The sequence below is a fragment of the Flavobacterium wongokense genome (genome assembly GCF_021608265.1).
Lineage (GTDB): Bacteria > Bacteroidota > Bacteroidia > Flavobacteriales > Flavobacteriaceae > Flavobacterium > Flavobacterium wongokense.
On the sequence record NZ_JAKIHP010000003.1, the window covers coordinates 376,694 to 391,195 of the forward strand.

Below are 14,502 nucleotides of genomic sequence, written 5' to 3' on the forward strand. Positions count from 1 at the left end.
AGTATTTAAAGGACAGCTCTGTCCATTTTTCTCATTCATTATTCTATTAAAATGTTAGATAAAATTATACAATTCAGTATAAAGAACAAGTTCATTATACTACTGTTTACCTTAGTACTTATAGCTTGGGGTGGCTATTCAGTAAAAAATTTACCCCTCGATGCTTTGCCTGATGTAACCAACAATCAGGTACAAATCATTACTACTGCACCGACATTAGCAAGTCAGGAAGTAGAACAATTAATTACCTATCCCTTAGAACAATCTGTAAAAACCATCCCAAAAGTAATTGAACTTCGCAGTATATCGCGTTTCGGATTATCAGTAGTGACAGTGGTTTTCAAAGATGATGTAGATATTTTTTGGGCAAGAGAACAAATTTTTCAACGGCTTAATCAAGCAAAAGAAAACATTCCGGCTTATGCAGGTTCTCCGGAATTAGCCCCTATTTCAACAGGCCTTGGTGAAATATTTCAATATGATGTATATGCTAAAAAAGGATATGAAGACAAATATGATGCTATCAAATTAAGAACAATTCAAGACTGGATAATTATTCCACAATTGCAAGGTATTGAAGGTGTTGCCGAAGTTAGTACCTGGGGAGGCAAACTAAAGCAATATGAAATTGCTGTCGATCCAAACAAACTTAATAGCTTGGGAGTTACCATTACTGATATTTTTGATGCACTCGAAAAAAACAACCAAAATACCGGTGGTGCTTATATTGAAAAAGACCAATACGCCTATTTCATCAGAGGTGTCGGTATGGCAACAGGCATCAAGGATTTGGAAAATGTTGTTGTTGCTAATAAAAATGGCTCTCCAATTTTAGTCCGCAATGTAGCCGAAGTTCGAGAAGGTGTATCATTGCGATATGGAGCTTCAACCAAAGACGGTAAAGGAGAAATCGTATGCGGATTAGTATTAATGCTTAAAGGTGAAAATTCCAACGCCGTTGTTGACAGGGTTAAGACCAAAATGGAGCAAATCAACAAAACATTGCCTGAAGGGGTTGTTGCAGAGCCCTTTATTGACCGTGGAAAATTAGTGGATAGCGCCATAGGAACTGTGACTAAAAACCTATTGGAGGGTGCGTTAATTGTAATTTTTGTATTGATTCTATTTCTTGGAAATCTTCGCGCCGGATTAATAGTCGCTTCTGTAATTCCACTGTCAATGCTTTTCGCAGTCATATTAATGAATGCTTTTGGTGTAAGTGGTAATTTAATGAGTTTAGGGGCTATCGATTTCGGAATTATAGTCGATGGTGCTGTTATTATTGTCGAAGCAACGTTACATTATTTACAAAAACTAAAAAAGGAGAAGTTATCACAACATGAAATGGATAGTGAAGTGCAAAAATCGGCCTCTAAAATTATGAGTAGCGCTGCATTTGGAACTATAATTATTCTGATAGTATATCTTCCAATATTAGCATTGGTAGGAACAGAAGGAAAAATGTTCAGACCGATGGCTATGACGGTTGGTTTTGCTATTGTTGGTGCTTTTTTACTTTCACTTACCTATGTGCCGGTTATGAGTACCCTATTTCTATCCAAAAAAACACAGCATAAAGAAAATATTAGCGACAGAATGATGTCATGGGTTTATTCCAAATATTCCCGACTGCTAAATAAAGCCTTGCAATTCAAAAAAACAGTTCTCGGCATTGCTGTGGGGATATTTGTATTGGCACTAGTAGTTTTTCAAAATATGGGCGGTGAATTTATTCCAACAATTGAAGAAGGAGATTTAGCCATTAATGCAACAATAATGACAGGGAGTTCGCTTTCGCAAATGGTAAAAACCACCACCGAATATGAAAAAATGCTTAAAGCCAAATTCCCAGAAATAAAAACTATAGTAGCAAAAATTGGTAGTGGTGAAATCCCAACCGACCCAATGCCTATAGAAAGTGCCGATATGATTATAGTACTAAAAGGAAAAAGCGAATGGTCAGGGAAATATCATAATTGGGAAGATTTGGCCAATGCTATGAAAGAAGAAATGGAACGAATTCCAGGCGCCAATATCGAAATCTCACAACCTATTCAGATGCGTTTTAATGAGTTAATGACGGGCAGCCGAAGTGATATTGCCATTAAGATATTTGGTGATGATTTAGATGTCTTAGATGCCAAAGCCAACGAGCTAATTTCAAAAGTCAATAACATTGAAGGAGTTGGTGATTTAAAAGCCGATAAAGTAACAGGTTTGCCACAAATAACGGTAAAGTATGATTACAATAAAATAGCATTATATGGTTTAAATATTTCAGATCTAAACCAAATTCTGCGTTCCTCATTTGCTGGAGAAAGTGCCGGGAAAATCTATGAAGAAAGTAAACGTTTTGATGTAGTGGTCAGAATGGACAAAGACAATAGAACAGACATTACCGATGTAAGTAATTTGTTTATTCCATTACCAAGCGGGCAACAAGTGCCTCTTTCCCAAGTGGCAACTGTAGCCTACGAACAAGGACCGGTCCAGGTGAGCCGTGAAGATGGAAAAAGAAGAATTACAGTTGGTTTAAATGTTCGCGGGCGTGATATTAAAAGTGTAGTAGAAGAAATACAGGAAAAACTCGACAAGGATTTTAAACTTCCTGCCGGCTATTATGTAACCTATGGCGGACAATTTGAAAACTTAGTCGAAGCTTCAAAAAGATTGTCCATTGCCTTACCAATTGCTTTGGGATTAATTATTATTCTCCTGTTCTTTACTTTTAATAGTTTCAAACAGGCAGGACTAATCTTCACTGCTATTCCGCTATCTGCTATCGGAGGTGTTTTTGCATTATGGGTTCGTGGCATGCCTTTTAGTATTTCGGCAGGAATCGGGTTTATAGCACTATTTGGAATTGCAGTATTAAACGGTATTGTACTGATATCTTATTTCAATCAACTCAAAGCCGATGGAATTTCAGACCCATTGCAACGGGTAATACAGGGCACAAAAACACGACTGCGACCGGTTCTAATGACTGCCGCGGTAGCTTCTTTCGGATTTATGCCTATGGCATTATCTACCAGCGGTGGAGCCGAAGTGCAAAAACCATTGGCAACAGTAGTTATAGGCGGTTTGCTATCGGCAACATTACTAACGCTTATAGTACTGCCTATTCTATATTTACTATTTGAAAAAGGAATTAAAAGAAGAAAAAAAATGACAACATCAACTATAACTGTGATTGCCTTATTGATTAGTACCTTTTCTTTCGCACAAACTGGTCAACCCATTACACTGCAGAAAGCAATTGAAATAGCAAAATCAAATAATATTGATTTGAAAATTGCTGACAAAGAAATTGAAAAGCAAACCGTACTCAAAAAGACTGCATTTCAAGCTGACCCTTTACAAGTTCAATACCAGGGCGGACAATTCAACAGTAAGGATTACGACAGCAATGTGTCAGTACAGCAATATTTCCCTATCGGAAGAATTACAAAAGCAAACAGGCAATTGCAGGAAGAATTGGTAAAACTGGCAGAAAAGCGAAAAGCACTGTCCGAATATGAAATTGAAAAAGCAGTTTCCATCGCATACTATCAATATTTGTATGGTGTCTCTATTCAAAAGCTTAATACTGAATTGTTAGATATTTATGCAAAATTCCTGAAAAATGCTGAGCTTCGTTTTGAAACTGGCGAAAGCGGTAAAATCGAAGTTATTAGTGCCAAGGCCAAATCAAAAGAAATCGAAACACAAAAAGCCCAACTCGAATTTGACTTAGCCATTTATCAAAAGCAATTACAATTTTTTCTTCAAACAGAAGACAATGTTGTACCGGATACTACAACACCAATGAAGTTTTCGATGCTGACAGATACTAATAAATCAAAAGTAGAAAGTTTGGTGAACGATTATTATACACAACAAATTTCGGTGTATCAAAAAGAAGCCAATACTTTCAAAGCTATGCGAACGCCAAAATTGGGATTGGGCTATTTTGCGCAAACAATTGATACCAAATCATTATTTCAGGGCTTTACTGCTGGCTTGCAAATCCCATTATTTGGAGGCGTAAATACAGCTAAGGCAAAAGCATCAGCAATTAGTATTTCACAATCTCAATTAGAATTGGATAAAAGTAAGTTAGCTTTAAAATTGCAGATACAGGAATTGAAAAGCGATTATGATAAGCAACAAAAAGCGTTAGATTATTATCAAAACGAAGGATTACAATATGCTGACCAAATTATAACTACAGCGCAAAAAAGCTATGCAAATGGCGATATGAGTTACTGGTCATACATTAGTTTTCTTAATCAGGCGATTGACATTAAAAAACAAAATGCCGAAGCCATAAATGATTACAATCAGAGTGCTATACAATTGCAATATCCATCTTTCAATACTAATTAATATACAACATCATGAAATACACAATAAAAAATACATATCTAAAAATTAAGAATAAATCAGCGCTGTTACTTTTGGCTTCTTGCCTAATGCTTTTATCATCTTGTAATGAAAAAGTAGCTGAAGAGGCTGGCCACGAAGAAGAAAAATCAGAAAATGAAGTGGCATTAACCGAAGCACAATTTAATACTGTTGGGATTGAAACAGGAACTGTAGAAAACAGAAACTTGAATCTAGTGATTAAAGCCAACGGATATACAGCGGTTCCACCGCAAAACATGGCAAATATTTCAACCTTAATAGGCGGAACGGTTAAAGATATTTTGGTCTTGGAAGGTACTTTCGTAAACAAAGGAAAAGTACTGGCAACCATTCAAAATTTAGAAGTGGTAGAAATGCAGGAAGACTATAATTCGGCTGTGGCGAACATTGAATACTTGCAATTAGAATACAACCGCCAGAAAACTTTAAGTGATGAAAATGTCAATCCACGAAAGACTTTTCAGGAAGTAAAATCAAAATTAGCGGTAGAAAGAGCACGCGCACAGGCAGCTAAAAACAAATTGCAGGCATTGCATGTCAGTACAAACGGTGCCAATGCTTTAGTACCTATCGTTTCTCCTATTTCCGGATATGTTGGTAAAATCAGTATTGCCAAAGGCGCTTATGCAGAAACTGGAACCATACTTTTCGAAGTGGTTGATAATAGTCAAATGCACTTGGATTTAAACGTATATGAAAAAGATTTAGGATCCATTTCTATAGGTCAGGAAGTCGATTTCGTATTGACAAATCAATCTAATAAAGCAATTAAAGGAAAAATATTTGGTATCAATAAATCCTTTTCTAACGAAAGTAAAACCGTAGCGGTACATGCCAAAATCAATCCGGCAGATGCCAAAGATTTAATCTCAGGTATGTATGTTTCTGCCAATATCAATATAAAAAATGCTACCGTTCCCGCTTTGCCAAAAGATGCTGTTGTTAGAAATGGTGATAAGTATTTTGTTTACATACAAGAAGAGCATCGGGATAAAGTGACTAAAGAAAAAACTGAAGCACACGAGCACAAAGAAGATGAAGCCCATTCTGAACATGCAGCTGGCGAAGAGGAAGGTCATAATGAAGTACATTTCAAAGCCATTGAAGTAATTCCGGGAACAACCGATTTAGGTTATACCGAAGTAAAATTTGTAGAAAAAATTCCCGCCGATGCGAAAATCGTTATCAAAGGAGCATTCTATTTACTTTCTGCCATGAAAGGTGGTGGCGAACATGAACATTAAGAAACAATTATAAACTTTAAATTATATCACAATGAAAAATCTATTAAAATCAGCATTCTTAGTACTTACAGTATTTTTAATGACTAATACAGCGATCGCGCAAAAAACAAATCAGAAAGCAGTAATAAAAACCACTTTGCATTGCGACCATTGCAAAGAATGTGAAACTTGCGGATTGAAATTTAAAACCGAAATGCTCAAAATAAAGGGAGTAAAAATGTATGAGCTTGACGATAAAAAGATGACGTTTACAATTTATTACAATCCAAAAAAGACAACATTACAGGCAATTAAGGAAGGTATTGCTAAATTGGGTTATGATGCCGACGAAGTAAAAGCAACTTCAGAGGGAATTGCCTCTTTGGACGGTTGCTGTAAAGCATAGCAATTATGAAAGAACAAAATAAAAAGAAAGCTACTGATAAGAAAGTCAATCCTCCGTCGGACAAAAGAAAAGCCACTTCAAAAAAAGAGAATTGTTGTGCAACTGATGAGGAGGAAATTCATTCAGAAGATGACGGTCATGATCATGGAGGAATAGAAGATTCCGGTTGGAGAAGCCATTGGCAATTACTTCTGGCAATAGCAATTTTATTTGTTATGTTGACAATGGAATTTGGTTTTAAATACATTCCCGAATTTCCAATTAATCTCATTGTTTTTAGCGTCGCCTATCTATTGGCGGGGTACAATGTACTTTACTTAGCTTGGCGCAAAGCAATTCGGTTTGATTTCTTCAACGAATTTTTCCTGATGAGCGTTGCGACTATTGGTGCATTCGCTATTGGTTCTTACAGCGAAGGTGTAGCGGTAATGGCATTCTATTCCATTGGGGAATGGTTTCAGGATGCCGCAGTCAATCGGGCAAAAAGAAGTATTAAGGCATTACTCGATATCAGGCCAGATGAAGTTTCAGTGGTCCGCAAAGGTAATGTCGAAGTGATAAATCCTAAAGATGTTGCATTAAATGAAATTATCCGGGTGAAACCTGGCGAAAAGGTAGCATTAGATGGAGAATTGCTTTCAGAAAAAGCTTCTTTCAACACCGCAGCGCTTACAGGCGAAAGTAGACCCGACACAAAAGGAAAAGGTGACCCAGTTTATGCAGGAATGATTAACCTAAACACCGTTACCGAAATTAAAGTAACTTCATTGTTTACCGACAGCAAATTGAGTAAGATACTCGAAATGGTGCAGGATGCAACTGCCCGTAAATCACAAACACAATTATTCATCAGCCGTTTTGCAAAAATTTATACACCAATAGTATTTGCCTTGGCAGTCGCCGTTTGTTTTGTGCCATATTTCTTCGTAAGTGATTACAATTTCAATGATTGGTTTTACCGTTCGTTGGTATTTCTTGTAATAAGTTGCCCATGCGCTTTAGTCGTGTCAATTCCTTTAGGGTATTTTGGAGGTATTGGTCTGGCTTCGCGAAATGGAATTTTGTTCAAAGGCTCTAATTTTCTAGATGTAATGACGGGTATAGATACCGTTGTAATGGACAAAACCGGCACCCTCACCGAAGGCGTTTTCAAGGTTCAGGAAATTGTTACTAAAGATATTGAAGAACCCTATTTGGTTAAGCTTGCTGCGGCCATCGAAAGCCAGTCAACCCACCCAATCGGAATGGCAATAGTAGAACATGCTGGCAAAGAAAAAGGCAAAGAGTTAAGTATTGCTGAGGTTGAGGAGATTTCAGGACATGGCTTAAAAGGCAAAATCGACGGCAAAGAAGTACTTGCAGGAAATACAAAGCTGATGAAGAAATTCAACATCGAATATCCTGCCGAAATTGATAACATTGTTTATACGATTGTAGTGGTAGCTGTCGATAAAAAATACAAAGGACACATCACAATTGCCGATAAAATAAAGGAAGATGCAGTTCAGGCAATTAACAGCATGCATGCCTTAAATATCAAAACTGTCATGCTTTCGGGTGACAAGCAAAGTGTTGTTGATGAGGTTGCCAAAAAGTTAGGTATCGATAATGCTTATGGTGATTTATTACCCGAAGGAAAAGTCGAGAAAGTTCAGGCATTAAAAGACCAGGGCAAACACATTGCTTTTGTCGGTGATGGTGTAAATGATGCGCCTGTTGTCGCTCTTGCTGATGCAGGAATAGCAATGGGTGGTTTAGGCAGTGATGCTACGATTGAAACCGCTGATATTGTAATCCAGAATGATCAGCCATCAAAAATTGTTACCGCTATCAAAGTCGGAAAACTGACCAAACAGGTTGTGTGGCAAAACATCATAATGGCAATGGTTGTAAAACTTATAGTTTTAGGATTAGGTGCAGGCGGCATCGCCACTTTATGGGAGGCTGTAATTGCTGATGTAGGTGTAGCCTTGCTTGCAATTCTCAATGCGGTCAGAATACAGAGAATGAAACTGTAGCGTTAATTATTATTCAATAAGTAAAGGATGTTTGTATTTAATAACAAGCATCCTTTTTTGTTTGGTGGAGAAAATACTGTTCTAAGTGCATGTCCTAATATGTCGTTTAGTTGTCTTTTGCACTGACTATTACCGATTTAAATTTGCAGTGTAAAACAATAACAACAAACATTAAATAAAAATTAAAAAACAATACGACATGAAATCAAAATTTATTCAATTTGGAATTTTAGCAGTACTGATCAGTAATTCAGTTTTTGCAAACGGTTTGACAAACGAAAAAAACGATTTGACAGGTATTCAGTTAATAGTATCTGATACAACGATTTTGACAAAACCAACATTAGACCCCGATTCTGATACAATTGTAACATTAGTTGCAGGCTACAGAAAAACAATGGAGGAAATTATTAAGGAAGACAATCTGATAATTGAAAGCAACATTACGGATGAAATTTATCCTCTAAACATTGGCAGCATCTATGACGCGGATGTTGATACAATAGCGATGAGTTATAAAAAACCAGTAGAAGAGGTAATTAAGGAAGACAATCTTATTATTGAAAGTAATATAACAAACGAGGTATCTCCATTGAACTTTAAGAGCCTTAATAAAAAGACTTCTAAACCAAGAAAAATAATTCCGTCTCATTGCTTCTTAAACAAATGTTGTATAAAATCATAAGTTTAAATGACGAACTTACTTTTATACTGCAAGGTATTTAGTCCTAAATGAAAAATTTAAATAATTTTGTTCGTATGCGAATTGCAAACTCTCATTAATAATGAAAAAAAACTTTATACTATTCTTACTGATATGCGCAGCATCACTCTCTTCAACAAACCTACAGGCACAAAGTTGTGGGAATCGACAGTTAAATCCTGACATAGCTTATTTCTTGAAAATGATTGGCTATCAGGATTTGTCTTTAGAACAACTTCGCAAAATGCCAATCGAGCAAATTAAGTTTGCTGGTCCACCAGCAATTACTTATCCGTCAAATGATGTTAAAAGAATCAAAATAAGTGCTGACAGCATTCCTGTTTTAGTTTTTAATCCTACACACGGTAAAAACCTTCCCATTATTATCAATTATCATGGTGGTGGATTCATTTCTCCCCTATTACCTGGTTTAGAGCATTCTCTTTGGCTTGAAGCCAAAAACTATGAAGCAATTGTTTTTGCAATTGACTACAGAGTAGCACCAGAACATAAGTTCCCTGCAGCAGTAAATGATAGTTATTCAGCATTCAAATGGATAGCCGAACATGGCAGCGAATTTGGAGGTGATACAAATAAGATAGTTGTTGAAGGTAATAGTGCAGGTGCAAATTTAGTTGCCGTTATCGCTCAAAAGGCAAAAAAAGATGGAATCAGCAACAAAATTAAACTGCAGGTAATGAACGGACTTCCTATAGACCTGAGACCAAAAAATATGGAAACCTCTGTATCATATCAGGAAAATGCTGTTGGCTATTTTCAAACAAAGGCTGCTTGTTATTTTGCAGTCGAAACGTATGCTCCAAATCAATTCGACAACCCAGAAGTTTCCCCTATACTTAATGACAACTTAAAAGGTTTGCCACCCGCAGTAATTATTAATGCAGAATTTGATCCACTTAGAGATGATGGAGTATTATATGCAGCTAAATTGCGGAAATCTGGTGTCAAAGTCTGGGAAAAATGCTTCCCTGGTCAAATACATTGCCTGATTGGTTTACTTCCCGATTCAAAGGTGCAAAAGGAATACGAAGCTTTTATTAAGGACGCTATGAATGACTGCTTTAAAAAGTAGTTGCTTGTTTTCTTTGCCACTCCTTCCCCACGCTCTTAAAAAATTACCGTCACAGTTATTGATGCAATAACACGTACACTCCGTGACTTGCGCCGGTAATTTTTTCTCCCAAGCTTCTTTACATAATGTGGCATTATAATGCGGAGCACTATAATAACATTATGTAAAAAAGCCGCGCACCCCAAAAGCGGTATTGAGTTTGCATTGCTTTTGTAAGTGCTGCCATTGTCTTAGGAATTTAGTTCTCCTGCCCATTGTTAAAGCCAATTGCAGCACCCACAAAACCAAATACCCGGCAAGAGTGCCACTTTTCATTTGCCAATACTATAACAAGCTTGCTTCCTCAACAGCCAATGCATACCGTTTCAGGTGTGCATATTTTGTTTACAATTCAATTCGGCTGCTAACAATATCAGGCATCGGCTATTGACAAAGCAATCACAACCTTTTCTTCAGCAAATAAAAAATGGCACACTTGCCCGCGCTGCTGCCCCGTCTCACTAGGTAGTATCATGCATTGTTTTTTGAAGATGCTTCCCATCTTCAATTGCTCTTTTATTTTAGCCCGAAAATCACCTTTTTGTTAGCCGTCCTGGCATCCTCAAAAATCAACCCCAAGAAAGAGTGTAAAATTTCCGTGCCTAATAAAAAGAAGTTTAATGGGTCTGTTGGCAATTTTATCAGGCCCAAAAAATTTTACACCCTTTCCCCGGACAAATAGTCAATTTATCCAAAATAAAAAAGAGATAAAAAAGACTGCAAAACTAAGTTCCAGGTATTCAAAAAAGCAAGTTCAGGCCTCCGGTTCTTTGAATTTTTTTTCACCCCATTGTTCAATTAACCCTTACTCCCGATGAAAAAAATTTCAAAAAAACTTGCTTTTTTGAAACCCTCCACTTCAACTGATGGCTTTCTTTTTTCTCTTTTTTTCTTTTGAAAAATTATGTGTGCGAAATGTAGCGAAGCGGAATTCGCGAACACCGAGAAAACAGATATAAAAGCTGTGAGCAATTGTAGCGACGCACCTCACGTTAAATCGAAGCCATGAAGAATTACATTATCAAGACCCATAAAAAAGGCATTAGCTATCTGAAACCGCATTTGTTTATTCTGAACAAAGGGCTAAACAGCGGAAAGCCTTGTAAAGAGCCATTCACCAACAGCTTTGTTGTCATTTTTGAAAACGAACAGGATTGCGAAAGCATTTTTTGGATAACCTACAGCCTTTGGCAGTCCAAATTTTGGCACCGCAACCTTGTCGGTTCTGTGATTCCATTTTTGCGAATCCATGATTTCATACAAGAGTTTTCAAGTAAAGTCGATGAAATGCTAGCCGATTTTGAGCAGCATCAAAAAGATGTTAAAGCCTTGCAGTTGCTTGAACAGCAGGCTAACAATTTTCAACAGAACATCAATCTAATTAATGATATGCGCAGGGTTATCCTGCACCGGTACTGCAAATAATAATTTAAACGCCAAATATTATGACACTATTTATTCTCTACCAAACAGACCAATGGAAAACCAAATCTTCAAGGGTTTTCTTCGGAGTATTCGACAGCCGTAGCAAAGCAACTGATTGTGCAAAGTACCACGATTTGTACTCTAATAATTCAAAAGTAGTCATCGAAGAAGTTACCTTAAATCAATGTCAATGCTAATCTGATGCGCCATGGAAAACAAAGACCCATTCAAAGAAGCCGTCAAAGGATACTTAGAGCAATTGGCATCACACGATGATTTATTTGCCAAAACAATGGAAAAACCAAATAAAAACATCGACGACTGTGCCACCTATATTTTAAATACTGTAAAGAAAAGCGGTCGGCAGGGTTTTGCCGATGATGAAATCTACAGCATGGCAATCCACTACTACGATGAAGATACGATTGTAGTAGGTGAAAAGATTTCCGCCCGTGTTTTCATCAATCAGCCACTTGCAGCTCCTGTTCAAAAAGCAGTTTCAAATCCTAAATGCGCTTCCAAAAATATCGATGCCAATCAAACAACCTTATTTATATGAAACCAAAATCTCAATTAGAACATGCAATCGTTACGGTTAGCGATAGCCTTCCGGCTATAACGAAGAAACAACACCAGCTTGCCTTTAGCAAATGCTTTTCAGACTGTGCAGTATTATCAAGAAATACTATTTTTTGCTTGGAATGTGGACATAGTTGGAAAGACTTGAACCGTCATCAAAATCCAAAAGTAACCTGTCCAAATTGTTCTCGAAAATTGCAACTTACGGATAGGTATGCTAACGGTCTAAAAGAAACAGACTATTATCAGATTGTAACAACAGAACAGGATTTTCAAATTGTGCGAATGGTTTGCGTTAGTAAAACGATGAAGAAGTTGCAAAAACCTTCGTATTTTGCCCATGAGGTAATGCAGATGTTTATAATGTCTGACGGAAGCATGCGCTATATGTCAAAAAATGTTATGGGGCTGTCAATGTATATAGACCAATGGGTTATCAGTAGTGATTTGTCTCTAAAACCAAATTATGATACGCCACGATTGAGATTAACACCGTCTTTCGTTCAGCCCAAACTAAAAGTGCTGCCAATAATCAAGCGGAATGGTTTTAATGGCAAATTTCATGGAATCGCACCGCAAATCCTACTTTGTGAACTTCTTAATGATAACGTTGCAGAAACCTTGCTTAAATGCAATCAGATAGATTTATTATATTATCATATCCGCAACAATCCAATTAAGAAGGACGGCAAAATCTGGGGTGCCTTAAAAATCTGCATTCGTAACAATTATATTGTTACCGATGCCAAACTATGGGTTGACTACCTTGAATTATTGGAATACTATTGGAAGGACTTAAAAAGCGCTAAATACGTTTGTCCGATAGATTTGAGAAAGGCGCACGATAAACTGATGTCAAGGAAGCAAAAGGAAATTATGAAAATGACCTTTGAGGAAAATAAAAAGCAAATTGGCAAAAATCAAAAACATTACTTAAAAGCCAAACAGCACTTTTTCGGGCTTATTTTTAGCGAAAAGAATATTTCTATAAGTGTAATCGAATCTGTTAAAGAATTTCTAGAAGAGGGATGTTACCACAATCATTGCGTGTTTACCAATGAATACTATAAAAAACAAAACTCGCTCATATTGTCTGCAAAGGTCGATGGCATACCAACAGAAACAATTCAGCTCTCGCTTGAAAATTTTGAAGTGCTTCAGTCAAGGGGAAGAGGCAATAAGGCATCCAAACACAACAAACAAATCCTCTCAATTATGAAGAGGAATTTGCACCAAGTCCAAAATCGGATGAAAGCCGCTTAAAATGAAGAAAGCCAGGTCTCACGACTTGGCTTTCTAATTTTTCGGGATTCAATCCCGAATTACTTTTTATGCTTTTTAATCAAGCACTTTAAGATCAATGAAATCGAGAAACTTACAACCGCCCCGACGGCAGCCAAAACGATTGTCTTAACGATATCGGCAGACTGGATATTTGGAACAATACTTAAAAATGTTCCACCAACCGTGCCGAAGAAGGTTTCGTTATTCGATGACATTTTTCTCGGTTGTTAATTGGCTGACTGCAGAGGCGACACCACCAGCGACTATCAGATAACCTCCAACGGTTGTAACTGCAACAGGTAAGGCTACAGGAGCAGCTAAGATAGTTCCGCCGACCGCGGCCAAAACCAAACCAATGTTGCGAAGCACCTTAAAAAATTTAGGCGTAGGTGCTTTCACTTGCTCGACAATTTTCATTGCCTCGTTTTAGTTTAGGGCACTAAGACACGCATAAGATTCGGGAACTTCGCCTGTCGTTCCGCTTGAACCCCTGCCGCCGGTATCATCATCATCATCATTGTCATCTCCATAATCTCCAGTTGTTGATGTTCCGCGACCATTTCGTCCACCTGTATCAGCGACTGTTATCTGACCTAAACCTGTATCAGAACTTTTCCCGCCTCCAATATCAGCACTTTGATTGTTTAGCAATCCACCACCGGAATCACGTCCGCCAGTATCAACCAAGCATCCTACACCCGGAATGTACTCCAACGAAAGTTCAGGTCTGCCAATAACTACACCGCCATTTCCACCGGTATCCATGGGATTGGTATAGGTTGGATCAGTTCTTTGTCCTGTATCTGAAGAAGTTCCTCTCCCACCTCCGGTGTCAGTCAGTAATGCGAATTCTCCTGTACCTGTTCCCGTGTTAGTACCTCGTCCACCAATATCGTAGGGATCAACGTCGTCATTTAATTGACCGGTATCTCCGCCAGTGTTAGTTCCTTTCCCCCCACCACCAATATCATTTGGATAAGCAAATATGCATTGTGTTTTTTGTGATAGGACAATCATCCCACCCGCTGTATCACGTGGCGCTCCTTGTGAACCTCCAATATCTAATATTTGACCAAATGGATCTGTACTTGGAGTTTTACTTCCTCCAATCGACGGATTTTGTGTGGACTGTGAATAGCCAACAAATGCGCCTAATACGGCGAGAGTAATAAACGCATAGCGTTTCAAATTTGATATAAAATTTGTTTTCATGTTTAATAAAAATTAAGATTGATTAAATAATGTATTCCAGTTATCGGACAGTGGGCCCAACTGTTACCGACTTAACTGACCTAAAAGACGTTTTAGGATTTTACTTTTGGTTA

13 protein-coding genes are annotated in these 14,502 nt (G+C 37.5%); 10 read left to right on the forward strand and 3 right to left on the reverse strand.

Annotated features, from left to right (window positions below):
* The first annotated feature begins 51 nt into the window (after positions 1 to 51).
* The 10 genes from L1S31_RS10970 to L1S31_RS11015 all read left to right on the forward strand — a co-directional run bounded on the left by L1S31_RS10970 (position 52) and on the right by L1S31_RS11015 (position 13,156).
* The gene (locus tag L1S31_RS10970) at positions 52 to 4,368 is read left to right on the forward strand and encodes a CusA/CzcA family heavy metal efflux RND transporter (protein WP_236464777.1); all 4,317 of its coding nucleotides are present in this window, start codon (positions 52 to 54) and stop codon (positions 4,366 to 4,368) included.
* Between the two features lie 11 nt (positions 4,369 to 4,379).
* Positions 4,380 to 5,651: an efflux RND transporter periplasmic adaptor subunit gene (locus L1S31_RS10975; protein ID WP_236464778.1), complete on the forward strand. Its 1,272-nt coding sequence runs from the start codon at positions 4,380 to 4,382 to the stop codon at positions 5,649 to 5,651.
* A 31-nt stretch (positions 5,652 to 5,682) separates the two neighbouring features.
* Entirely contained in the window at positions 5,683 to 6,036 is a 354-nt protein-coding gene (locus L1S31_RS10980) for a heavy-metal-associated domain-containing protein (RefSeq protein ID WP_236464779.1), read from the forward strand.
* Between the two features lie 5 nt (positions 6,037 to 6,041).
* A complete protein-coding gene (locus L1S31_RS10985; protein WP_236464780.1) occupies positions 6,042 to 8,054 on the forward strand; it encodes a heavy metal translocating P-type ATPase in 2,013 nt (670 codons plus the stop codon).
* A gap of 199 nt (positions 8,055 to 8,253) precedes the next feature.
* The gene (locus tag L1S31_RS10990) at positions 8,254 to 8,739 is read left to right on the forward strand and encodes a hypothetical protein (protein ID WP_236464781.1); all 486 of its coding nucleotides are present in this window, start codon (positions 8,254 to 8,256) and stop codon (positions 8,737 to 8,739) included.
* A gap of 100 nt (positions 8,740 to 8,839) precedes the next feature.
* Positions 8,840 to 9,850, forward strand: a complete 1,011-nt coding sequence (locus L1S31_RS10995; protein WP_236464782.1) for an alpha/beta hydrolase — start codon at positions 8,840 to 8,842, stop codon at positions 9,848 to 9,850.
* A 1,044-nt stretch (positions 9,851 to 10,894) separates the two neighbouring features.
* A complete protein-coding gene (locus L1S31_RS11000) occupies positions 10,895 to 11,314 on the forward strand; it encodes a DUF6943 family protein (protein ID WP_236464783.1) in 420 nt (139 codons plus the stop codon).
* A gap of 20 nt (positions 11,315 to 11,334) precedes the next feature.
* On the forward strand, positions 11,335 to 11,511 hold the full coding sequence (locus L1S31_RS11005) for a hypothetical protein (RefSeq protein WP_236464784.1): 177 nt from the start codon (positions 11,335 to 11,337) through the stop codon (positions 11,509 to 11,511).
* An 11-nt stretch (positions 11,512 to 11,522) separates the two neighbouring features.
* Complete coding sequence (locus L1S31_RS11010) at positions 11,523 to 11,873, forward strand: PcfK-like family protein (RefSeq protein ID WP_236464785.1); 351 nt, start codon at positions 11,523 to 11,525, stop codon at positions 11,871 to 11,873.
* Between the two features lie 326 nt (positions 11,874 to 12,199).
* Positions 12,200 to 13,156 (forward strand): PcfJ domain-containing protein, encoded by a 957-nt coding sequence (locus L1S31_RS11015; RefSeq protein ID WP_236464786.1) that lies wholly within the window; start codon positions 12,200 to 12,202, stop codon positions 13,154 to 13,156.
* A gap of 59 nt (positions 13,157 to 13,215) precedes the next feature.
* On the opposite strand, the gene L1S31_RS11020 is transcribed toward L1S31_RS11015, so the two are convergent.
* The 3 genes from L1S31_RS11020 to L1S31_RS11030 are packed head-to-tail and all read right to left on the reverse strand — an operon-like array spanning position 13,216 to position 14,389.
* On the reverse strand, positions 13,216 to 13,392 hold the full coding sequence (locus L1S31_RS11020; RefSeq protein ID WP_236464787.1) for a hypothetical protein: 177 nt from the start codon (positions 13,390 to 13,392) through the stop codon (positions 13,216 to 13,218).
* Complete coding sequence (locus tag L1S31_RS11025; RefSeq protein ID WP_236464788.1) at positions 13,379 to 13,594, reverse strand: hypothetical protein; 216 nt, start codon at positions 13,592 to 13,594, stop codon at positions 13,379 to 13,381. The genes L1S31_RS11020 and L1S31_RS11025 overlap by 14 nt, the downstream gene beginning before the upstream one ends.
* A gap of 9 nt (positions 13,595 to 13,603) precedes the next feature.
* Positions 13,604 to 14,389, reverse strand: coding sequence for a hypothetical protein (locus L1S31_RS11030; RefSeq protein ID WP_236464789.1), 786 nt, complete (start codon positions 14,387 to 14,389; stop codon positions 13,604 to 13,606).
* Positions 14,390 to 14,502 lie beyond the last annotated feature (113 nt).

Coding starts and splice junctions, on each gene's coding strand:
- L1S31_RS10970 (WP_236464777.1), top strand. CDS start 52: ATGTTAGATAAAATTATACAATTCAGTATAAAGAACAAGTTCATTATA.
- L1S31_RS10975 (WP_236464778.1), top strand. CDS start 4,380: ATGAAATACACAATAAAAAATACATATCTAAAAATTAAGAATAAATCA.
- L1S31_RS10980 (WP_236464779.1), top strand. CDS start 5,683: ATGAAAAATCTATTAAAATCAGCATTCTTAGTACTTACAGTATTTTTA.
- L1S31_RS10985 (WP_236464780.1), top strand. CDS start 6,042: ATGAAAGAACAAAATAAAAAGAAAGCTACTGATAAGAAAGTCAATCCT.
- L1S31_RS10990 (WP_236464781.1), top strand. CDS start 8,254: ATGAAATCAAAATTTATTCAATTTGGAATTTTAGCAGTACTGATCAGT.
- L1S31_RS10995 (WP_236464782.1), top strand. CDS start 8,840: ATGAAAAAAAACTTTATACTATTCTTACTGATATGCGCAGCATCACTC.
- L1S31_RS11000 (WP_236464783.1), top strand. CDS start 10,895: ATGAAGAATTACATTATCAAGACCCATAAAAAAGGCATTAGCTATCTG.
- L1S31_RS11005 (WP_236464784.1), top strand. CDS start 11,335: ATGACACTATTTATTCTCTACCAAACAGACCAATGGAAAACCAAATCT.
- L1S31_RS11010 (WP_236464785.1), top strand. CDS start 11,523: ATGGAAAACAAAGACCCATTCAAAGAAGCCGTCAAAGGATACTTAGAG.
- L1S31_RS11015 (WP_236464786.1), top strand. CDS start 12,200: ATGAAGAAGTTGCAAAAACCTTCGTATTTTGCCCATGAGGTAATGCAG.
- L1S31_RS11020 (WP_236464787.1), bottom strand. CDS start 13,392: ATGTCATCGAATAACGAAACCTTCTTCGGCACGGTTGGTGGAACATTT.
- L1S31_RS11025 (WP_236464788.1), bottom strand. CDS start 13,594: ATGAAAATTGTCGAGCAAGTGAAAGCACCTACGCCTAAATTTTTTAAG.
- L1S31_RS11030 (WP_236464789.1), bottom strand. CDS start 14,389: ATGAAAACAAATTTTATATCAAATTTGAAACGCTATGCGTTTATTACT.